At 38.6% G+C, this 21341-nt stretch carries 19 protein-coding genes and 1 pseudogene; 7 read left to right on the forward strand and 13 right to left on the reverse strand.

All coding sequences use genetic code 11. The features are described from left to right. The first annotated feature begins 96 nt into the window (after nucleotides 1-96). Entirely contained in the window at nucleotides 97-1548 is a 1452-nt protein-coding gene (thiI, locus tag PMI_RS00465; protein ID WP_004245118.1) for a tRNA uracil 4-sulfurtransferase ThiI, read from the forward strand. A 107-nt stretch (nucleotides 1549-1655) separates the two neighbouring features. On the opposite strand, the pseudogene PMI_RS00470 reads toward thiI, so the two are convergent. The 4 genes and pseudogenes from PMI_RS00470 to panE all read right to left on the reverse strand — a co-directional run bounded on the left by PMI_RS00470 (nucleotide 1656) and on the right by panE (nucleotide 4299). Further along, nucleotides 1656-2035: pseudogene (locus PMI_RS00470) on the reverse strand (type II toxin-antitoxin system YafO family toxin). A gap of 5 nt (nucleotides 2036-2040) precedes the next feature. Next, entirely contained in the window at nucleotides 2041-2622 is a 582-nt protein-coding gene (locus PMI_RS00475; protein ID WP_004245114.1) for a hypothetical protein, read from the reverse strand. Between the two features lie 170 nt (nucleotides 2623-2792). Beyond that, nucleotides 2793-3410 (reverse strand): protein deglycase YajL, encoded by a 618-nt coding sequence (gene yajL, locus PMI_RS00480; protein WP_004252560.1) that lies wholly within the window; start codon nucleotides 3408-3410, stop codon nucleotides 2793-2795. After that, a complete protein-coding gene (gene panE, locus PMI_RS00485) occupies nucleotides 3379-4299 on the reverse strand; it encodes a 2-dehydropantoate 2-reductase (RefSeq protein ID WP_004247218.1) in 921 nt (306 codons plus the stop codon). Before panE ends, yajL begins: the two co-directional genes overlap by 32 nt. A gap of 256 nt (nucleotides 4300-4555) precedes the next feature. Here panE and PMI_RS00490 point away from each other — a divergent pair, with 256 nt between their 5' ends. Beyond that, nucleotides 4556-5047: a YajQ family cyclic di-GMP-binding protein gene (locus tag PMI_RS00490; protein ID WP_004245110.1), complete on the forward strand. Its 492-nt coding sequence runs from the start codon at nucleotides 4556-4558 to the stop codon at nucleotides 5045-5047. 62 nt (nucleotides 5048-5109) lie between these two features. Here the strand turns inward: PMI_RS00490 and PMI_RS00495 are convergent, their stop codons facing one another. The 7 genes from PMI_RS00495 to PMI_RS00525 all read right to left on the reverse strand — a co-directional run bounded on the left by PMI_RS00495 (nucleotide 5110) and on the right by PMI_RS00525 (nucleotide 12688). After that, the gene (locus PMI_RS00495; RefSeq protein ID WP_012367477.1) at nucleotides 5110-6480 is read right to left on the reverse strand and encodes an MFS transporter; all 1371 of its coding nucleotides are present in this window, start codon (nucleotides 6478-6480) and stop codon (nucleotides 5110-5112) included. A 173-nt stretch (nucleotides 6481-6653) separates the two neighbouring features. Continuing rightward, nucleotides 6654-7538, reverse strand: coding sequence for a heme o synthase (gene cyoE / locus PMI_RS00500; RefSeq protein WP_004247221.1), 885 nt, complete (start codon nucleotides 7536-7538; stop codon nucleotides 6654-6656). 11 nt (nucleotides 7539-7549) lie between these two features. After that, nucleotides 7550-7882, reverse strand: a complete 333-nt coding sequence (locus PMI_RS00505) for a cytochrome o ubiquinol oxidase subunit IV (protein WP_004245105.1) — start codon at nucleotides 7880-7882, stop codon at nucleotides 7550-7552. After that, entirely contained in the window at nucleotides 7882-8493 is a 612-nt protein-coding gene (locus PMI_RS00510) for a cytochrome o ubiquinol oxidase subunit III (RefSeq protein WP_004245104.1), read from the reverse strand. Before PMI_RS00510 ends, PMI_RS00505 begins: the two co-directional genes overlap by 1 nt. Next, complete coding sequence (cyoB, locus tag PMI_RS00515) at nucleotides 8493-10475, reverse strand: cytochrome o ubiquinol oxidase subunit I (protein WP_012367478.1); 1983 nt, start codon at nucleotides 10473-10475, stop codon at nucleotides 8493-8495. The genes PMI_RS00510 and cyoB overlap by 1 nt, the downstream gene beginning before the upstream one ends. Before the next feature lie 4 nt (nucleotides 10476-10479). Then, nucleotides 10480-11430: a cytochrome o ubiquinol oxidase subunit II gene (gene cyoA / locus PMI_RS00520; RefSeq protein ID WP_004245101.1), complete on the reverse strand. Its 951-nt coding sequence runs from the start codon at nucleotides 11428-11430 to the stop codon at nucleotides 10480-10482. Nucleotides 11431-11926: 496 nt separating this feature from the next. Next, nucleotides 11927-12688 (reverse strand): nucleoside-specific channel-forming Tsx family protein, encoded by a 762-nt coding sequence (locus PMI_RS00525; RefSeq protein ID WP_004247224.1) that lies wholly within the window; start codon nucleotides 12686-12688, stop codon nucleotides 11927-11929. Between the two features lie 355 nt (nucleotides 12689-13043). Here PMI_RS00525 and dbpA point away from each other — a divergent pair, with 355 nt between their 5' ends. Continuing rightward, nucleotides 13044-14417, forward strand: a complete 1374-nt coding sequence (dbpA, locus tag PMI_RS00530; RefSeq protein WP_012367479.1) for an ATP-dependent RNA helicase DbpA — start codon at nucleotides 13044-13046, stop codon at nucleotides 14415-14417. 99 nt (nucleotides 14418-14516) lie between these two features. On the opposite strand, the gene ampG is transcribed toward dbpA, so the two are convergent. Then, nucleotides 14517-16037 (reverse strand): muropeptide MFS transporter AmpG, encoded by a 1521-nt coding sequence (gene ampG / locus PMI_RS00535; protein WP_004245096.1) that lies wholly within the window; start codon nucleotides 16035-16037, stop codon nucleotides 14517-14519. A 57-nt stretch (nucleotides 16038-16094) separates the two neighbouring features. Then, on the reverse strand, nucleotides 16095-16673 hold the full coding sequence (locus PMI_RS00540; protein WP_012367480.1) for a lipoprotein: 579 nt from the start codon (nucleotides 16671-16673) through the stop codon (nucleotides 16095-16097). A gap of 330 nt (nucleotides 16674-17003) precedes the next feature. Here PMI_RS00540 and bolA point away from each other — a divergent pair, with 330 nt between their 5' ends. The 4 genes from bolA (at nucleotide 17004) to clpX (ending at nucleotide 21241) form a co-directional block, all read left to right on the forward strand. Further along, complete coding sequence (gene bolA, locus PMI_RS00545) at nucleotides 17004-17318, forward strand: transcriptional regulator BolA (protein ID WP_004245090.1); 315 nt, start codon at nucleotides 17004-17006, stop codon at nucleotides 17316-17318. A gap of 322 nt (nucleotides 17319-17640) precedes the next feature. After that, complete coding sequence (tig, locus tag PMI_RS00550) at nucleotides 17641-18945, forward strand: trigger factor (RefSeq protein ID WP_004245089.1); 1305 nt, start codon at nucleotides 17641-17643, stop codon at nucleotides 18943-18945. A 256-nt stretch (nucleotides 18946-19201) separates the two neighbouring features. Beyond that, a complete protein-coding gene (gene clpP / locus PMI_RS00555) occupies nucleotides 19202-19825 on the forward strand; it encodes an ATP-dependent Clp endopeptidase proteolytic subunit ClpP (protein WP_004245088.1) in 624 nt (207 codons plus the stop codon). 144 nt (nucleotides 19826-19969) lie between these two features. Next, nucleotides 19970-21241, forward strand: a complete 1272-nt coding sequence (gene clpX, locus PMI_RS00560) for an ATP-dependent protease ATP-binding subunit ClpX (protein WP_004245087.1) — start codon at nucleotides 19970-19972, stop codon at nucleotides 21239-21241. The last annotated feature ends 100 nt before the right edge of the window (nucleotides 21242-21341 follow it).

Here is a 21341-nt window from a genome sequence, read left to right on the forward strand (position 1 = left end):
TAAATATTGGTGATATACTTTGTGACTTTTATAAACTCCAGTCAATTAATATCACTGTAGTTTATGTCTCTACTTAATAACCTATGACCATTGACTATGAAGTTTATTATTAAATTATTCCCCGAAATCACGATCAAAAGCCAATCTGTTCGTATACGTTTTATCAAAATTCTGACCAGTAATATTCGCAATGTATTAAGTACATTAGGTGATGATATCACGGTTGTTCGCCACTGGGACAACATTGTGGTTGTCAGTAAAGACGAAAGTAAAAGCGAAGCGGTGTGTGATGCGCTAACTCGTATCCCAGGTATTCATCACTTTTTACAAGTTGAAGAGCATAGCTATACCGATTTACATAATATTTTTGAACAGACCTTTGCTGCCTTTGGTCATTTAGTTGAAAACAAAACGTTTTGCGTAAGAGCTAAACGCCGTGGTAAACACAGTTTTACTTCTAATGAAGTAGAGCGTTATGTGGGTGGTGGTTTTAACCAACACGTTGAAAGTGCAAAAGTAAAATTAACTCGTCCGGATGTGACCATTAATCTAGAAATTGAAGATGATAAGCTGATCCTAGTTAATGCTCGCTATGAAGGTATTGGTGGTTTCCCTATTGGTACACAAGAAGATGTATTATCACTTATCTCTGGTGGTTATGATTCTGGTGTATCAAGTTATATGTTGATGCGCCGCGGTAGTCGTGTTCATTACTGCTTTTTTAATCTTGGTGGTTCAGCCCACGAAATTGGCGTTAAACAAGTTGCACATTATCTTTGGAACCGCTTTGGACGCTCTCATAAAGTACATTTTGTTGCCGTTGATTTTGAACCCGTTGTGGCAGAAATTTTAGAGAAAATTGATGATGGCCAGATGGGGGTTGTTCTGAAACGTATGATGGTGCGTGCGGCATCTCGTGTTGCTGAGCGTTATGGCGTACAAGCTATTGTAACAGGTGAAGCATTAGGGCAGGTTTCTAGCCAAACATTAACCAATCTACGTTTAATTGATAATGCGACGGATACCTTAATTCTGCGTCCTCTTATCACACACGATAAAGAAAATATCATTAATATCGCTCGCCAAATTGGTACGGAAGATTTTGCTCGTACTATGCCAGAGTTTTGTGGTGTTATCTCCAAGAATCCTACAGTAAAAGCGGTTAAAGCCAAAATCGAAGCTGAAGAAGAAAAATTTGATTTTTCTATTCTCGATAGTGTTGTTGAAAATGCTAAGAATATGGATATTCGCCGTATTGCTGAAGAGACGGTACAGCAAGTAACAGAAGTTGAAATGGTCTCTGAGTTTGCAACGAATGACGTTGTACTGGATATCCGCTCTCCAGAAGAACAAGAAAACTCACCTCTAAAATTAGAGGGTGTAGATGTTAAAGAATTACCATTTTATAAATTAAGTACACAATTTGGTGATTTAGATAACAGCAAAACTTATTTGCTCTATTGTGAGCGAGGTATGATGAGTCGTTTACAAGCACTATATTTACGTGAACAAGGCTTTAATAACGTAAAAGTGTATCGTAAGAAGTAATATAGTTATTTTTTATGAAAGTCGTATTAATAATATAATAGAGATACCCCCCCAATAATTAGGATGCTAATATGATTTTGGGGGGATATATTAAAATGCAGTGTTTATTAAAAATTATTTTGAAATTCTTCAGCCCTTTTTTCCAACTCTGCTAGGAATGATGTTTTTGCTAACTCGTGTGCATTAGGTGACATAATAGCAATAATTTGATATCTATTTGGGTAAAGCCAATGTTGACAATAAACTAAGTAATGATTTGATTTTCTTTGTATTTGAGGCATATTTTCATGCCACTTAGGTTCATTAGGTATTCTAATATGTATTTTAGAAATGAGAGATTGACATAATTTCGCACTATTTTCCCATTTACCATCAGCACCTAAATAACAAGATAATACTTTTTTTCTTTCCAAAGTTTTAATAATTTAGCGTATTCATTAGCAATAGTTTTATTTTCAATATCAGGATGTATTGAAATTTCGATCATATTTATTAATGGTTATTAAATTTAGGTTTACTTAGACCTAACTTTTTATGCTCTGTTTGTATTAATCTTTGCATATCAGCACTTATTATATTAGGTTTCTTATTAGTTGTTTTTGATGGTTGATGAGTTTGTTCTATAAATGAAATAAACTCTGTTAATACACTCCGATAATGAGCTAAAGAACGACCAAATAAGAGTACACTTTGTTTTTTTTGTGTATCACTCTTTGGTAATGAAAGAAGAATATTTTTGATATCAGTTAAAGAATTATCTAAACGTTTTATACTTTTGTTTATTTGATAATAATCATCTTCATTAATAAAATAATGAGGAGGATTTATCCATTTCTCTTTTAAATGAATTAAATGTTTATTAATTGATTCGGCTAAAATATTCATTTTTTCAGTAGCTTCATCAATAGGGATAGCAACGAATTGGTTAAATTGCGCTGAACTGAAAGAATATTGGATATCCGGTGTAAATGATAGTTGGTTATGTTTGAAGCTTTCTGCTGGCACTGAGGCTAATCCCATAGAAATTAAAGTAACAAGTTTGGGTAAGTTCTTGTGATATTGGAGAGTTTTCATTATGCCTTATCCTCCAGAAGTTATTTTACATTTTAACCTGTTAGTATGTTTTTTGAAATCAAAAACAAGAAACAAACATTGAAATAAGTCTTAAAAATAGATTTATAACTATTAAATAATATGTTTATTAATAAGATTAGGTGTTAAGTAAGAGATCCTATATATGGTATTTACCTATCCCCAAACCCAGTAAATTCATCTTGATAATTATAAATACCTGGTGGTAATACAAGTTGTTTAGCGACATCAGCTGCAACTGCTTTACCTTTTAGGCGCTCAATAATTTTAAGTGCGAAATCTATAGTGGTAGCAGGGGCTTGGCTAGTAATCAGATTGACTCTTTCGTCAAAGTAAACCCGATAATCAACCCATTTTTTAGGTTCGATTTTATCTTTTAAGCCGGGGAAACCTGTCATATTGCCTATTGGAAAGAGGTTATGAGACTCTAAGATGATCGCAGGAGCTGCGCAAATAGCGGCAACTAGTCTATTTTCACTGTGCATGCGGCGTACTTTTTCAACAACAAGAGGACTATCTCGTAAGGTTTCTGCACCTATTAATCCTCCGGGTAAAATAATGGCATCATAATGGTGATCAACAACACGAACTAATGGGACATCAGCAATTAATTTGATCCCTCGTGAGCAGGTGATCACTAAGTCATCAACATCATCTTCAGCACTAGCAAGTATGACCTTAATTCCAGCTCTAACGAGTAAATCAGCGGTGGTAACAACCTCTGTTTCTTCACTACCATTAGCTAGACAGATGAGTGCGGATATGGTCATAATTGCCTTCCTTCTGTTTTATAAATTGAAAAAGTCGCTTATTTTCGGGTAACACGAGTCCTTGCTCTGATGCCCTACGTAATAGATAGCCTGTGATATAATCGATTTCGGTATGGCGTTGATATTTCACATCTTGATACATAGATGAGTAATTATTAGCAGTTTGCTCTATGGTATCGATAATATAACCATGTAAATGTGATCTAGAGGTAGGTATAACACCTTCTCGCTCCATTACCTGATAAACTTCATCACAGACTTTCTGGATATGCTCAGGGTATTTTAATAAATCGCCATTGCGACATTGATAAAACACCGTTAAAGGGTTGATAACACAATTTACGGCTAATTTTAGCCAGCTAATAGTATGAATATCATTGTGCCAAGCTACATCCGGTAAAGCTTGATGTAAAATTTCAGCTAAATAACCGTATTGACGTGCTGTTGTATTTAGTGGGCCAATGTGGGTGATCCCTTCTGCTGTATGGAGCACTTTTTGATCTTGTTGATAAGCACCATGAGTGATTATACCTTGTAATATCGCTCTTTTAGTCGGTGTTTCAGGTAGGGTGAGCTCATCTAGTGTTCCCATACCATTATGGATCAGTAAAATCGGGCAATCAGCAGAGAGGTGAGGGATAAGTGCATTAACCGCGTCTGAAACTTGCCAAGACTTTAAGCAAACAAGCAGTAACTCACTGTGTTGTAGCCATGTTTTTTGGTTGGCTATAATGCGTTGTTGAAATGGGATACCATTAATGGAGTCAACGTTAACGTCAAAATCAGGTTGAGGTATTCTTAACCATCCTTGTACTTCATGGGCTTGTTGCGTTAATCCTGCAATCCAAAGTTTACCAATTGAACCACATCCTAATACGGTTATTTTCATCATTTTTCTCCTGCTAAATGGTAAACAGGCGCTCCATATTATTCATCTAACATTAACCTAATATTATTAACAGTTCGGTAATTTTATCAATGCAAATTGAGAGCTATATCAAATTATAACATCGTTTATCTTCACTTGCTGAAGCTATCTCTGCTTTGTTATATGGAAAGTCAAGAGTAATGACATGAGTATGGCTTTTTTGCTGAGTGAAAAACAGCTATTATTCAGGTTGTTTTTATTTATTGAGGAAGAACGAATGCCATCTTTTGATATCGTATCTGAAGTTGACTTGCATGAAGTGCGCAATGCGGTAGAGAACGCACAACGTGAACTGACTACTCGTTGGGATTTTCGTAATGTTGAAGCAAGTTTTGAATTAAACGAAAAAACTGAGTCAGTAAAAACAACTAGTGTATCTGAATTTCAGGTGCAGCAGTTATTAGATATTCTGCGTGAGAAAATGGCAAAAAGAGGGATTGATGGTGCTGTTTTAAATATCCCTGAAGAGATGACTCACAGCGGAAAAACATACAGTGTAGAAGCGACCTTAAAACAAGGTATTGATACTCCTTTAGCGAAAAAAATCGTTAAAATGATCAAAGACAGCAAATTAAAAGTACAAGCACAGATCCAAGGTGAGCAAGTACGAGTAACAGGTAAATCACGTGATGATTTGCAAGCTGTGATGAAATTAGTTAGAGAGGGTGAATTAGGTCAGCCTTTCCAATTTACCAATTTTCGTGATTAATGACGAAAGTATAAAAAATGCGCTGTTTGGTTTATTCAGCGCATTTACAGGGTATATGAGGTTTAAACGCCGAGCACTAACGATTCTAATGTCGCTCTTGGTGTCTGCTTGGTATCCACTTTGATATAAGCACTTTGTTCGTGTGCCATAATTACCACTTCATTAACACCAGGTTGTTGCTTAAATTTCTGCTCTAATTGTTGTTGTTGAGCATTTGATAAATGTGACGGCAATTCTATACGTAAGCTACTAACATAAGGTGGTTGACGTAATGTTAAGCTAATGGCAAACCAAACTAAGCCAATCAATAAACATCCAGCAAAGACTGCTTGAGCATCGTAATGTTGGTAGAGCCATCCACCTAAAATACCACCTAATGCTACACCTAGAAATTGGCTGGTGGAATAAATCCCCATTGCCGTGCCTTTATAACCTGCTGGTGCTTCTTTACTAATTAATGAAGGTAGCAGTGCCTCCATAATATTAAAACCAATAAAGAATATCTGAATACCTAAAATAATTAGCCACAAGCTGGTTCCTGAAATCATAAAAATAGCTTGAGCAATAATCAGCAGAAAGATACACAGTAAGAACACTTGTTTCATTTTACGTTTTTTTTCTGCATAGATAATAAAGGGTAATACTGAAATAAAGGCAATCAGCATAGTGACTAGATAGACAACCCAATGTTTCTCATTAACTAATCCGGCATTATGCATGATCAAAGGAAGTGCGACAAAAGCGGCCATCAATAAAGTGTGTAGTGAAAAAATCCCGACATTAAGCTTTAATAATTGCGCATCAAATAAAACTTTTTTGACACTTCCTCGTACAAAACTTGATTCTCGATTAAGTATATGATGTTCGCTATTCGGTACGGTAATGAGGGTGATCATAATCCCGCCGAAAGCGAGTAGGGCAATGCCCCAAAATAGACCTTGTAAGCCAAAAATATGTGTGAGTATTGGCCCTAAAACAAGGGCTAAGGCAAACGTAATACCAAAGCTAATGCCAATAAAGGCCATTGCTTTGGTTCTATTTTGTTCGCGGGTCAGATCAGATAATAGAGCCATCACTGCGGCAGATATAGCTCCAGCACCTTGTAATGCTCGCCCGATGATAATGCCATAAATGCTGTCACTTAAAGCAGCAGTAAGGCTACCAACAATAAAAATAATTAAGCCGAAAACAATCATTGATTTTCGGCCAAATTTGTCTGAGAAAAATCCAAAAGGAATTTGGAAGATTGCTTGAGTTAATCCATAAATACCAATAGCTAATCCAATTAGCGATTCTGTCGCATGTTGTAGTTGCAGTCCGTAGGTGGTTAAAACGGGAAGTACCATAAACATGCCAAGCATGCGAAGAGAGAAAACAGCTCCTAGTCCCCATGTCGCTTTGCGCTCTAATGGAGTCATTTTATTATCATTCATGGATTACCTCGTATTACTGATACCTCATTGTAATAGTATTTTGTCACGAGGTTAATCAATAAATGGGATACAAAAAAAGACAAAATTGTACTGATAAGGCTGAATGTGGCATTTAAACTAAAAATGCCAGTCATGATTGACTGGCATTAGCATTTTTTGCAATTGAAATTACATTATCTCAGATAAGCGAGAACCGTTTCTGTTGAACTGGTGGGATCAACAGACATCATTACACTTAATGATGTAATGGCAATGATAGAAAATATAAATAATTTTCTTGCCCACACTTTATCATTGGTTGCTTTATAACCAGATAATGCCATGCCCAACCACCAGATACTGACTGCAGAGGCAACAATCAGGTATTTATACCCTGCATATCCCACTAAAGTTAGCATCAGCGTTGCAACCATAAAGGCCAGAATATAGAGAATAATATGGCGCTTAGCGACTGAGATCCCTTTAATAACAGGTAATACGGGGATATTGGCTGCTTGGTAGTCTTTAAAACGGAAAATCGCAATGGCATAAGAGTGAGGCATTTGCCACAAACTAAAGATAAGTAATAAAATTGCTGCACCCGCATCAAATTCACCGCTAACAGCACAGTAGCCGATTACTGGTGGTGCAGAGCCTGATAAACTACCGATCAGTGTGCCATAAACAGATTTACGTTTCATATAGAGGCTATAAACCCCAACATAAATAATAAAGCCGAATACAGCGATAAACATTGCAAGTGGGTTGGCTGCTACATAGAGCAGCACAACACCTGCAATACCTAATACTGAGGCATAAATAAGGCTAATTTGCGGGTCGATTAATCCTTGAACTAATGGACGATTCTTCGTTCTTTCCATGATACGGTCAATATCACGGTCAATATAGTTGTTAAAAACACAACCAGAAGCAACGACCAGAGACACCCCAAGTAGAGTCGCGAAAAATAGGGGGTAGTCAATCTCGCCTTTTGAGGCGAGAAGGAAACCACCTATCACAGAAATTAAATTTCCGAAAATAATTCCTGGTTTGGTGACTTGTAGGTATTGCTTAATCATAGCGACAACTCTTAATCCATCATCATATTGATGTTCAGGTTGTACATAATCCACAGTGAGCCAATCACAACAATGCCGATAATCAACAAGGTGAATAGGAATGCGATAACGTTCCAGCGCTCTTCTGAGGACGTGTTCATATGTAAGAAACAGACTAAATGAACAACAATCTGTACGACGGCCATACCAACGACTGTCCATAAGATAGTTGAGGTTGTAGCTGTTCCTTCCATCACCATCCAAAATGGGATCACGGTGAGGATAACGGACAGAATAAAGCCAATCAGATAGGACTTCATGCTGCCGTGGCTTGCGCCTGAAGGAGAAGTATTTGGATGACTCATTACATCGCTCCCATCAGATAAACTACGGTGAACACACAGATCCAGACAACATCAAGGAAGTGCCAGAACAGGCTTAAGCAACTTAAACGAGTGCGATTAACATCAGTTAAACCACGGCGTGATACTTGGATCATCATAATAATAATCCAAACTAATCCCGCTGTTACGTGCAGACCGTGTGTTGATACTAAGGCAAAGAATGCCGATAAGAATGCACTGCGATCTGGGCCATAACCTTCAGCGATAAGTTCATGGAACTCATACACTTCCATTACCACGAAGCCTAAACCGAATAAGAAGGTAACGAATAGCCACAGATTGACTTGGCTAACACTACCTTTATTCATGCTAAGCATGGCGAAACCAAAAGTGATACTACTAAACAGTAGTAAGAAGGTTTCAACTAAAACAAAAGGCAGGCTAAAGATTTCTTTACCTGAAGGACCATCAGCAATCCCGTTAACAAGCACCGCATAAGTGGCGAATAAGCTGGCAAACAGGATAAGGTCGCTCATTAGATAGATCCAGAAGCCGAAAACTTTCGTCGCTCCTGCATCGTGGTGCCCATGATGCTCATGGGCGTTTGCGTTATTTAAAGTTTGAGTTGACATTATTTCACACCTGCTTTTTTCAGTTCTTCATAATGCTTATTCTCGATGGTTTCAATTTCAGGTACTTGGACATAGTAATCAACATCTGTATCGAAGCTTTTCGCGATCCAAGTGACTATCATTCCTGCGAAACCAACAATCGCTAACCACCAGATATGCCAGATCATGGCAAAGCCAAACACTAAGCTAAATGCAGAGATAATGACGCCTGCTGCGGTATTTTTTGGCATATGGATAGGTTCATATTTTGCAGGGCGCTGATAAGCAGTACCTTTTTCTTTCTGATCCCACCACTCATCACGAGCTTTCACTTGCGGTTCAACGGCAAAGTTATAGAAAGGTGCAGGAGAAGAAATTGACCATTCCAGAGTACGTCCACCCCATGGATCACCTGTTAAATCACGGTTTAAGTGGCGGTCGCGGATACTGACGTAAATTTGGATAACTTGGCAAACAATACCAAGAGCAATCAGAGCGGCACCACCAGCAGCAACCATCAGCATTGGGTGGAATTCTGGGTTGATATTTTGGCTTAAACGGCGAGTCATACCCATAAAGCCAAGGATATACAGTGGCATAAAGGCCATAAAGAAACCGATAAACCAGAACCAGAATGCGCGGATACCCCATTTTTCATTAAGCGTGAAGCCAAATGCTTTAGGGAACCAGTAAGTCATACCAGCAAAACAACCGAATACCACACCACCGATAATGACGTTGTGGAAGTGAGCGATTAAGAACAAGCTGTTATGTAATACAAAGTTTGCGCCAGGAACCGCTAATAGTACCCCAGTCATTCCCCCTACTGAGAAGGTGACTAAGAAACCGATTGTCCATAGCATAGGGCTTTTATACTCGATACGGCCCTGATACATGGTAAACAGCCAGTTAAAGATTTTAACCCCTGTGGGTATAGCGATGATCATGGTGGCTATACCGAAGAAGGCATTAACGTTGGCACCTGAGCCCATGGTAAAGAAGTGGTGTAACCAAACGATAAATGATAAGACGGTGATAACAACGGTCGCACCGACTAAAGAGGTATAACCGAATAGACGTTTTTTAGAGAACGTCGCGGTAACTTCAGAGAACACACCAAAGACTGGCAGAATAAGAATATAAACTTCTGGATGACCCCAAGCCCAAACAAGGTTGATGTACATCATCATGTTACCGCCCATATCATTGGTAAAGAAGTGTGTACCAAGATAGCGGTCTAACGTCAGTAGTGTGATAGTGACGGTTAAAATTGGGAATGCAGCGATAATCAGTACGTTAGTACATAATGCAGCCCATGAGAACACTGGCATTTTCATCATTGTCATGCCTGGTGCACGCATACGCAGGATAGTGGCGAAGAAGTTAACCCCCGTCAGAAGCGTACCAATACCGGATATCTGTAAACTCCATATCCAATAGTCGACCCCGACCCCAGGATTGTACTCCAAGCCCGAAAGTGGTGGGTAAGCTAACCAACCTGTTTGTGCGAATTCACCAATACCTAAAGAGATATTGATAAGCAGTACACCGACGACAAAGAACCAGAAACTCAGTGAGTTTAGGAATGGGAATGCCACATCACGCGCACCAATTTGTAAAGGTACAACAAGGTTCATCAGACCGACAACGAAAGGTGTTGCCATGAAGAAAATCATGATAACGCCGTGTGCGGTAAAAATCTGATCGTAGTGATGAGGTGGTAAGAAACCGGCTTCACCCGCTGAGGCGAGTGCCTGTTGGCTTCTCATCATAATGGCATCGGCAAAGCCACGGAACATCATGACCATTGCAACGATGATATACATAATACCAATTTTTTTATGGTCAACACTGGTTAACCATTCGCTCCATAGCCATTTCCACTTACGGAAATAGGTTAAAGCGCCAACAACAGCAAGACCGCCAAGAATGATGCCGATTAGGGTTACGACAACAATGGGTTCTTGTAGCGGGATTGCATCGAGAGTTAATTTTCCGAACATGCCTTTATTCCTCTGCTCCTGCATGTGCCGCGTGGCTCATGTTCATATTCATTGTTGCATCAGAGTGTTCAGTCTGATTGCTACCGGTGTGAGCGCCATGACCTGTATGACCAAATTTAGAGATGGTCTCTTGGAATAACATCGGCTTCACGCTTGAATAGTAGGTCACTGGATTTTTCTGGCTTGGTTTAGCAAGTTCATCAAATGCAGCGGTGGTATTTAACGTATCTGATGACTGTTTTACTTTTGCAACCCATGCATCAAAGCCTGCACGATCAGGTGTCGCAATGGCGGTAAACTTCATGTCAGAGAAACCGTGTCCGCTATAACTTGCTGACATACCTTGGTATTCACCTGGTTCATTAGCAATTAAGTGAAGTTTGGTTTGCATTCCAGCCATGGCATAGATTTGTCCACCTAAGCGCGGGATAAAGAATGAGTTCATGACAGAATCAGAGGTAATTTTGAAATTAACAGGAACATTGGTTGGGAAAGCCAGTTCGTTAACGGTTGCAATACCTTGTTCTGGATAGATAAATAACCATTTCCAGTCCATTGAAACCACTTCAATGGTAACCGGTTTCTCATCTGAAACTAGTGGTTTATAGGGATCAAGTTCATGGGTTGTTTTCCATGTGATGGTTGCCAATATCACGATAATGATAATCGGCACGGTCCACACGACAAGCTCAATTTTATTTGAGTGAGCCCAATTAGGGCGATAAGTTGCTTTAGTATTGGATTCACGGTAGCGATAAGCGAAAACAATCACCATCAGAATTACCGGTATCACAACAATCAACATTAAACCAAGCGCAATGAGGATTAATGTTTTTTGCTCAGCGCCGATAGCGCCTTTGGGATTCATTAACGCCATATCGCAACCACTTAAAAGAACAGCGGCTGCTAATAGCGAGAGTGTCCCAATACTTTTTATGTATTTCATAAGTCTCATCCAACGACCCAAATGATAAAGGTTCTATTGTTGTTTCATCAGTATCAGTAAGGACATTTTACGGTAAGGTTGCGACAGTGTAAACAATTGTAATGGTAAGTAAGTGATTGGTTAGTCTTTTGTGTTAATGTGATCACAAGTAATTAAACTATTAAATAAATGTTAATTTAATTATTGTGAATTAACTATAATTTCATAAAGTAGCATGTTTTTAAAATAAATACATATTTTTACAAAAAAAATTACAGCAAAAAGTGTAAGAAAACGTTTTTTGTCTAAAAAGTAAACACAGTACAGGTCTGAGGAGTATTAGAAAGCAAATTTCGTTTTATCTTGATGTTTCGTATCTTTATTTAATCGCTATATGATTTTTTATATCGCAGATTGATTGTTTGTTGAATATTTCTATTATAGAAGAAATTTTTTTATTAACTGCTAAAAATGACAAACAGCGAATAAAAAGTGATTCGCTGTCACAAAAATTAACAATTAGCCATCAGAAGTTATATTTTAAGCTATAGATCACACCATCTTGTAAAAAGTTTTCTCCTAACTTTTTATAAGCATAGCGGTATTGAATGCCTGTAGTAATGGAAGCCGTGGGGTGCCACCAAATAGCGACAGCTCCATTAAAGCCATTTTTTCCGCCATTGCCATACCGTTTATTACGATCAAACTCCATCTCATGCCAATTTGTGATGCTAAATTTTTGATTTACCAGGTTAAAATCGTAACCGGCAACCCAACCAACCACATAGCCATTATTTCCTGAATAATAAGTTTGATCGACATAATGTAAAGCTATAAAAGGTTTAAACCAGATATCTGCTAATTGTGTGTTATACCCAATACCATAAAGTGTATTAACCTCATGGAAATTACCGCCATATTCTTTTCCGGGCAGTGACCAAGTACCATATACATGGCCATAAAGGTTTAATCCACTGTCAGCTAAATAAATACGGCTAGTTCCTTTGACGGTATAGCGCTGATTATCGCCGGGCTGTGTTTGTCGATTATTAAAAGGATTTTCTAAGTCAAAAAAGCCATAAAACTCACCCCATGAAAAGTGGGCTCCCCCTTCAAGTTCTAAATAAGCAAAATCATCTTTATGGGAAGTTTGGCCTGTTTTATGGGTGGTATGTGTCGTCCAGTCAAGATAATTGATACTGATATTAGCAAATCCACCGAGATAATTAGCCTGTGCAGGTAAAGTGCATGTTGTTGTAATAAACAATAAAATTGATTTTCTTATCATAATGTATAATTAGTTTTTCTGTTGTATTGTTTGTGGTGTGAATTATTCTCACTGTTTGTTTTGATACTATAATTTATAAAGTGTTTTTTTATAGTGTTTTGTATCTAAAATATGATCACATTCTAGAATATTGATCTGGGTTTTCTTTATCGGAAGTTTAGTATTGATTAGTTTGTTTTTATTATTTTGGTATGTTAATGAAAAGAATATAGAGTGAGAGAAGAAGAATAATGATGGCAATAAGTTTTAATTAACAGAAATGACGAAGGTGAGGCGAAATATCTCACGACACCATAAAAAAGGGATAGTATCATGGCAGATAACTGTTTTTTTCTTATTAATTCGGAATTTTATTGTGACCTCATTTGCTGATCTTCATGCACTTCCTGCTGAGCAACTTACTAATCTTAATGAGCTTGGCTATTTAACGATGACTCCCGTCCAAGAAGCGTCTTTACCTGCTATTCTTGCCGGGAAAGATGTTCGAGCCCAAGCAAAAACCGGAAGTGGCAAAACAGCAGCTTTTGGCTTAGGTTTATTGCAACGTATTGATGCAAAACAATTTAATACTCAATCATTAGTATTATGTCCAACACGAGAATTAGCTGACCAAGTCGCTAATGAGTTACGTCGACTGGCTCGTTTTCTGCCTAACATTAAAATTCTGACTCTGTGTGGTGGTGTGCCTTTTAGCATTCAACGGGATTCATTAATTCATGCTGCTCATATTATTGTCGCGACTCCGGGGCGTTTGTTAGATCATTTAAACAAGCAGACTGTCACACTTGCTGATGTAAAAACATTGGTACTTGATGAAGCAGATAGAATGCTGGATATGGGATTTTTTGATGATATTAGCGACATCATTTCTCAAATGTCGACACAACGTCAAACTTTGCTCTTTTCTGCAACTTGGCCGGATGAAATCGCTAAAATTAGTCGAAAAATTCAACAAGATCCTGTCACTATTGAGATTAATTCACCGGATGAATTGCCAGCGGTTGAACAACAATTTTATGAGATCTCCCGTTATGGCAAATTGGGATTATTACAAAAGCTTTTGAGTCATCATCAACCTAATTCTTGTGTGGTATTTTGTAATACCAAAAGAGATTGCCAAGATGTGTATGAAGCTTTGACCGAAAGCAACCAAAGTGTCCTTGCGTTACATGGCGATATGGAGCAAAAAGAGCGCGACCAAACATTGATCCGTTTTGCTAATGGTAGCTGTCGAGTGTTAGTCGCCACAGATGTCGCTGCGCGAGGCTTAGATATCAAAGCGCTAGAAATGGTGATTAATTATGAATTATCACACGATCCGGAAGTTCATATACATCGAATTGGACGAACAGCCAGAGCGGGAGAAAGTGGTTTAGCGATTAGTTTTTGCGCACCAGAAGAGATCCCTCGCGCCAATGCTCTGGAAGAAATGTTGAATATAAAACTGGATTGGCAATCAGCCCCTTCAGGTTTATCAATCACACCATTGGTTGCGACAATGGCAACACTATGTATTGATGGCGGTAAAAAAGCAAAAATGCGTCCAGGGGACATCCTTGGTGCATTAACTGGAGATTTAGGGTTTAGTGGAGAAGATATTGGTAAGATAAATATCCATCCAACTCATGCCTATGTAGCGGTAAAACAGTCCATTGCTAAACAGGTATGGAAAAGCCTTCAACAAGGTAAAATTAAAGGTAAATCAGTAAAAGTCAGACTGTTTAGATAATTTGTTATATCACCTATTATTTTCTGTTTGAGCATAAAGAGATAACATAGAAAAAGGACAGCCTAGGCTGTCCTTGAATAGATGATTGATTGAGGCAACTTAATTAGCTGTTTTTTTCAGTGCCAAGTAATCTAAAATAGTCCCGATAATTAAGCTAACGGCGCCAATAATGACACCATATAAGAAGAGTGTAGAAGTAAGCTCGCTTAATAATTCACTATTAATAGATTGTATAAAATCAACTGACTGAAACATCTCTAAATTTGGTAACGAATTAATAATAAGTAATATTAAGCTACACAAAAATAGTAATACGGCAAAGAGTAAACCATAAATCGCTAAACGGTATTGTTTAATAAATAATGTTCGTTGTAAAAATTCGCCAGTTTTTTGCGTATAAGTGAGTGTATTTTTAGCGATCATCAGCAAAATAATACCGGGAACAGAGGCAACAATAGAGAAAAGATAGAACGCTTCCCAGCCATGGGATTCTACATACCAGCCTGCAACAGGACCAACATAGACACGGCCGATAGCCGCTAAGGCGGAAAGAAGGGCGAATTGTGTTGCTGAAAAAGATTGATGGCATAGTGTCATTAGTAGAGCAACGAAAGCCGCCGTTCCCATACCACCACAAATATTTTCGAAAGCGATTACCGCTCCCATGCTATAAATATTTTGCTCAGAGATAGCTAAATACCAATAGCCGATATTTGACCCCCCTTGCAAAATACCAAAGATCATCAGCGCTTTGAATAAAGTCCAACGGCGCATTAATAAACCGCCTAATAAGGCTCCGACAATGGTTGCTGCCAATCCAAGCGTTTTATTGACTAATCCCACTTCACCTGCATCAAATCCGGCGCCACGAATAAGGAATGTGGTACTTAAGCTTAACGCAAAGGCATCTCCCATTTTGTATAGCACAATAAGTAGTAAAATTAACCATGCATTATTACGAGAGAAAAACTCATATAAAGGCTCTATAACGGCTTCATAGAGTGTACGTGGAGGTTTGACGGCGGTTTCTGGCTCCTGAGCTAATAGCGTGGCGATAATACCAATGCCCATTAAGGCAGCCATTAGCCAGTACATGTTTTGCCAGCCAATATATTTATCTGCAAGCCATAGCGCCATGCCCCCAGAAACCAGCATCGCTATTCGATAGCCCAGCACAGAGACTGCTGCACCTGTGCCTCGTTCATCGGCTTTTAGGATATCGGTTTTATAGGCATCAAAGACGATGTCTTGTGAGGCAGAACAGAAAGCGACGATGACGGCTAACGAGGCTAACCACCATAAATGATGGCTAGGGTTTAAAAAGCCCATACCCGCAATACCTAACACAAGACCGATTTGTGTTAATAACATCCATCCCCGGCGGCGGCCTAAGAATGAAGGTGTATAGCGATCCATAAACGGCGACCAGAGGAATTTAAACACGTAAGCTTGGCCAACCAATGAGAAAAAACCAATCGTTTTTAAATCGATATTTTCTACTGTCATCCATGCTTGTAAGGTTCCTGCTGTTAATGCAAGGGGTAAGCCCGAAGTGAAACCAAGTAACAGTAAAATAAAAGATTTATACCAAGTGGTCTGTTTAAAGGCGGCTTGAAGCATGCAAAATTCCTTTTAACGGCTTGTTTCTTGCTATCTTTACAAGCCGTTTTTTATTAATTAACGAGCGTTAGATTTGATGTATTGGCTGACGGAAGGATCTTTTGCCATATCACTGACAAGCTCAGATAAAACATTATTAATCGCTGCCGCTATTTTATCATTGGATGCGCCAAATGGGCCTTGTACATTGTAGCTAGTACGATAGGTTTTAGTGTTTGTGCTACCATTAGGCATGCTGACAACAACGGAAATATCTGCTTTAGCACTAATATTATGGCGTAGACTTCCTTCACTAATATCTGCGTTCAGTTTATTTATCACCACAATTACGTCAGCTGCGGCTGGAGAGCCAAAAGTATAGCCACGTGCCATCATCTGTTTTTGAACGATTTCTTGCATTAGAAAAGCTAAATCACGTGTGGGGACTAAAACCTCTAACTTACCATTACGACTCATTTCCGCTAAGTTTTTCGAAGGTCGTTTATCTTGGCTGGTGATACTAAGTGTAATTGGGCGCATAGTTGGATCTGATGGTGGTACAGACATCACTGGCTCAATCGATAATTTATTGCTTGGTGTTGCACATCCTGCCAGCATTGTGAGCGCAAACACGGCACAAAGTAAATTTTTTATCATGATAGTGTCTCGATTAAGTAATTCTGCCGTTTTCTCAGCAGATAAGGGTGGCTATTTTGCCTATCATACCACTGCAAAAGCGTAGCTAATATCCCTTTAATGAACGAAATTATCTGATTTTTATCAATGCGTTTTATTGTGATAAGAACAGATTTATAACTTACTCCATTTCTCTTGTTAAGGTGAGCATTTTACTCAAGAGAAAAAATAAGCGATTATCATAGGTAATGTTTAAGACAAGAAAGCCATTTATCTGTATTACTAAAAGTTATTTATTCACTTAACTAACAGATAACTTCTTTTTTTGATTGTTATGTTATAAGGACTGAGATGATCCGTGATGATATTGAGAATAAGCTGATTTCACGCTTTTCTCCCCATTTTTTGCAAGTCATTAACGAAAGCCATCGTCATAATGTACCTGCAGGCTCGGAGAGCCATTTTAAAGTCGTTATTGTGAGTGACTTATTTAATGATAAACGCAGTGTGTCACGTCATCGTGATGTTTATCAAACGTTATCTCATGAATTAGATAATGGCGTTCATGCTTTAGCTCTGCACACTTTTACCTTGAGCGAGTGGGATGAACAACAAGATAAAGCATTACACTCTCCAGGATGTCGTGGTGGAAGCCAACAAGATTAATAAGAAGATTGTTAATCGTGAGTAAATGATGACTAAGATGCGTATTTTTTGTTCTTTATGGGGCTAAAAAGCAGTGTTAACCTTGTTTTTATGAAAAAATTGAGGAATAAAACGGCTCTTTCTCGACTCAACCCCTCTAGATCGTTATAATGTCGCGTCTAATTTTCAGTAAGGTTTCGGGATGCTTCTGATATCAGGGATCCTCGTTTTTTTAAATGTGGCGGCCCCGGTTCTGAAAGGAGTATTAAGTCTAATACTACTTGCCGTAGATTAGCTTCCTTTAAAGTAGACCGAGCACTAAAACTTATTTTGAGGTAACAAGATGCAAGTTTCTGTTGAAACGACTCAAGGCCTAGGGCGTCGTGTCACAATCACCGTACCAGCCGCTGATATCCAAAAAGCTGTAGACAGCGAACTGAAAAAAGCTGCTAAAACTGTTCGCATTGATGGTTTCCGTAAAGGACACGTACCAATGTCTATGGTTAAACAACGTTACGGTATGTCTGTTCTGAATGATGTTCTGGGTGATCTGATGCAGCGTAATTTCATCAACGCTATCATCGAAAACAAAGTTAACCCAGTAGGTGCACCTGATTACAAACCAGAGCAATACAAAGAAGGTGAAGACTTTGTATACTCTGTAGAATTCGAAGTTTTCCCAGAAATCGAACTGAAAGATCTGGAAAGCATTGAAGTGGTAAAACCTATCGTGACAGTTAAAGACGAAGACGTTGATAACATGTTAGAAACTCTGCGTAAACAACAAGCCGAGTGGAAAGATAAAGAAGGTGAAGTTGCGGCAGAAGATCGTGTAACTGTTGATTTTAATGGTTCTATTGACGGTGAAGAATTTGAAGGCGGAAAAGCTGAAGATTTCGTACTAGCAATGGGCCAAGGCCGTATGATCCCAGGTTTTGAAGAAGGTCTTATCGGTCATAAAGCAGGTGAAGAATTCACTATCGATGTGACTTTCCCAGAAGATTACCACGCTGAAAACCTAAAAGGTAAAAAAGCACAATTTGCTATCAACCTGAAAAAAGTGGAAGAGCGTGAACTGCCAGAATTAACTGAAGAGTTCATCAAACGCTTCGGTATTGCAGATGGTTCAGTTGATGGTTTACGTGCCGAAGTACGTAAAAACATGGAACGTGAGTTGAAAAATGCGATCCGTACACGTGTTAAATCACAAGTTATCGATGGCTTAGTGAAAGCTAACGAAGTTGACGTACCTGCAGCTGCGGTAGATAGCGAAATTGAAGTTCTGCAACGTCAAGCAGCACAACGTTTCGGTGGTGATGAAAAACAAGCTCTGCAATTACCACGTGAATTGTTCGAAGAACAAGCAAAACGTCGTGTTATCGTTGGATTACTGTTAGGTGAAGTGATCAATAGTAATGAACTGAAAGCAGAAGACGAGCGTGTGAAAGCGTTGATCGACGAAATGGCTTCAGCTTATGAAGATCCATCAGAAGTTGTTGAGTTCTACAATAAGAACGAACAACTGATGAATAACATCCGTAATTTAGCATTAGAAGAGCAAGCGGTAGAAAAAATCTTAGCAACTGCTAAAGTAACGGAAAAAGAAACTAACTTCACTGAACTAATGAACGAAGTTCAGATGGGTTAATTTTTAACCGCGATATCGGTTTTAAGCAAAAACCCGTGGTAAAAACCACGGGTTTTTTTCAGTTTGTGTATATTTATCAAATTTTGTCTTGAAATTTGAGCGATTATCTCCAGATAATTCTATAGTCATTTTATCACTCCTCGCGAGGCGCCTTGAATGTCTTGTGAGAGATTGGATCATTTGCAATGGTCATGATCAATTATCTCAAGTAAAATTGTTGTCATTGGCACCAATAAGAATGCAATAGGAGACAGATATGTCATTTAACGACACCCAGGAACAATTCGCACCTAATATGGCTTTGGTGCCGATGGTTATAGAGCAGACTTCACGAGGTGAGCGCTCTTACGATATTTATTCACGTTTATTAAAAGAACGTATCATTTTCCTGACTGGCCAAGTTGAAGATCATATGGCCAATCTCATTGTTGCTCAGATGTTGTTTTTAGAAGCTGAGAACCCAGAAAAAGATATTAACCTGTACATTAATTCACCGGGTGGTGTGATCACTGCAGGTATGTCGATTTATGACACAATGCAATATATCAAAGCGGATGTTAGCACTATTTGTATGGGACAAGCTTGTTCAATGGGTGCATTTTTATTATCTGCAGGTGCAAAAGGTAAACGTATTTGTCTACCTAACTCACGTGTCATGATCCACCAGCCTTTAGGTGGATACCAAGGCCAAGCGACAGATATTCAAATCCACGCTCAAGAAATTTTGAAAGTGAAATCGCGTATGAATGAGTTAATGGCTCAACATACGGGGAAATCTATTGAAGAAATAGAAAGAGATACTGAGCGTGATCGTTTCTTATCCGCTAACGAAGCGTTAGAATATGGTTTAGTTGATAAAGTTTATACACAACGCAGCTAGTCATATTCCGTTGTAATAGCTATGGAGTTAACAGGTTTTCTTTGTTATAGATTGATATAAAGAAAGCTGCTATTAATCTCTAGATAAAAAAGTCTTTCTTCCTCTTATTCGCTGATAAGAGGAATAACTAAGTGAGGTTAACTGATGACAGATAAGCGCAAAGATAGCTCTGGGAAGCTTCTGTATTGCTCTTTCTGCGGTAAAAGCCAGCATGAAGTAAAGAAATTAATCGCTGGCCCGTCGGTTTATATTTGTGATGAATGTGTCGACCTTTGTGTTGATATTATTCGTGAAGAAATAAAAGAATTAGCACCTCATCATGAACGCAGTGAATTGCCAACGCCACATGAAATCCGTAAACATCTTGATGATTATGTTATCGGTCAGGAGCTGGCGAAAAAAGTATTGGCAGTTGCCGTTTATAATCACTATAAACGTCTGCGTAATGGCGATAAAGCCGATGGTGTTGAGCTAGGGAAAAGTAATATCCTGCTGATTGGCCCGACAGGTAGTGGTAAAACATTATTAGCAGAAACGTTAGCACGTTATCTTGATGTACCTTTTACCATGGCCGATGCGACAACGCTAACAGAAGCGGGCTATGTAGGGGAAGATGTTGAAAACATCATTCAAAAACTACTACAAAAATGCGATTACGATGTGCAAAAAGCACAACGTGGTATTGTTTATATTGATGAAATTGACAAGATCACTCGTAAATCTGAAAACCCATCAATTACACGTGATGTTTCTGGCGAAGGTGTACAGCAAGCATTATTGAAATTAGTTGAAGGGACAGTAGCTTCCGTACCTCCTCAAGGCGGACGTAAACATCCACAGCAAGAATTCTTACAAGTAGATACTTCGAAGATCCTCTTTATTTGTGGTGGTGCTTTTGCCGGACTGGATAAAGTAGTTGCTCAACGTCTAAATACCCATTCAGGTATTGGTTTTGGTGCAGAAGTGAAAAGCCAAAATGAGAAAGCGAGTGAAGGGGAGTTATTAGCGCAAGTTGAACCAGAAGATCTGATTAAATTTGGTCTGATCCCTGAATTTATTGGTCGTTTGCCTGTTGTTGCAACATTAGGTGAGCTCAATGAAGATGCGTTAATTCAAATTCTGCAAGAGCCTAAAAATGCCCTGACTAAACAGTATCAAGCATTGTTTAAATTAGAAGGTGTAGATTTAGAGTTCCGTAAAGATGCGTTAACCGCGATTGCTAAAAAAGCGATGTCGCGTAAGACAGGGGCGCGTGGTTTACGTTCCATTGTAGAAGCTGCATTACTTGATACAATGTACGATCTTCCTTCATTTGAAAATGCAGAGAAAGTGGTCATTGATGAAAATGTAATCAATGGGAAATCTGAACCGCTGATTATATATAGTCAACCTGAAAATCAGGCATCGGGTGAATAATATAGCGAAAATCAGCAATACCTCTTGTCTGATATTATCTATTTTCTCCCTTTTAGGGCAAAAAAATAGGATAACGCGTGCCAACGCAATAAAAATGAGG

Source organism: Proteus mirabilis HI4320 (genome assembly GCF_000069965.1).
Lineage (GTDB): Bacteria > Pseudomonadota > Gammaproteobacteria > Enterobacterales > Enterobacteriaceae > Proteus > Proteus mirabilis.

Excerpts from the sequence above, each read along its gene's own strand:
- yajL (WP_004252560.1), bottom strand. The coding sequence starts at position 3,410 with ATGACCATATCCGCACTCATCTGTCTAGCTAATGGTAGTGAAGAAACA.
- panE (WP_004247218.1), bottom strand. The coding sequence starts at position 4,299 with ATGAAAATAACCGTATTAGGATGTGGTTCAATTGGTAAACTTTGGATT.
- PMI_RS00490 (WP_004245110.1), top strand. The coding sequence starts at position 4,556 with ATGCCATCTTTTGATATCGTATCTGAAGTTGACTTGCATGAAGTGCGC.
- cyoA (WP_004245101.1), bottom strand. The coding sequence starts at position 11,430 with ATGAGACTTATGAAATACATAAAAAGTATTGGGACACTCTCGCTATTA.
- bolA (WP_004245090.1), top strand. The coding sequence starts at position 17,004 with ATGATCCGTGATGATATTGAGAATAAGCTGATTTCACGCTTTTCTCCC.
- PMI_RS00475 (WP_004245114.1), bottom strand. The coding sequence starts at position 2,622 with ATGAAAACTCTCCAATATCACAAGAACTTACCCAAACTTGTTACTTTA.
- PMI_RS00540 (WP_012367480.1), bottom strand. The coding sequence starts at position 16,673 with ATGATAAAAAATTTACTTTGTGCCGTGTTTGCGCTCACAATGCTGGCA.
- thiI (WP_004245118.1), top strand. The coding sequence starts at position 97 with ATGAAGTTTATTATTAAATTATTCCCCGAAATCACGATCAAAAGCCAA.
- cyoE (WP_004247221.1), bottom strand. The coding sequence starts at position 7,538 with ATGATTAAGCAATACCTACAAGTCACCAAACCAGGAATTATTTTCGGA.
- PMI_RS00525 (WP_004247224.1), bottom strand. The coding sequence starts at position 12,688 with ATGATAAGAAAATCAATTTTATTGTTTATTACAACAACATGCACTTTA.
- PMI_RS00510 (WP_004245104.1), bottom strand. The coding sequence starts at position 8,493 with ATGTCAACTCAAACTTTAAATAACGCAAACGCCCATGAGCATCATGGG.
- PMI_RS00505 (WP_004245105.1), bottom strand. The coding sequence starts at position 7,882 with ATGAGTCATCCAAATACTTCTCCTTCAGGCGCAAGCCACGGCAGCATG.
- clpP (WP_004245088.1), top strand. The coding sequence starts at position 19,202 with ATGTCATTTAACGACACCCAGGAACAATTCGCACCTAATATGGCTTTG.
- PMI_RS00495 (WP_012367477.1), bottom strand. The coding sequence starts at position 6,480 with ATGAATGATAATAAAATGACTCCATTAGAGCGCAAAGCGACATGGGGA.
- cyoB (WP_012367478.1), bottom strand. The coding sequence starts at position 10,475 with ATGTTCGGAAAATTAACTCTCGATGCAATCCCGCTACAAGAACCCATT.
- ampG (WP_004245096.1), bottom strand. The coding sequence starts at position 16,037 with ATGCTTCAAGCCGCCTTTAAACAGACCACTTGGTATAAATCTTTTATT.
- tig (WP_004245089.1), top strand. The coding sequence starts at position 17,641 with ATGCAAGTTTCTGTTGAAACGACTCAAGGCCTAGGGCGTCGTGTCACA.
- clpX (WP_004245087.1), top strand. The coding sequence starts at position 19,970 with ATGACAGATAAGCGCAAAGATAGCTCTGGGAAGCTTCTGTATTGCTCT.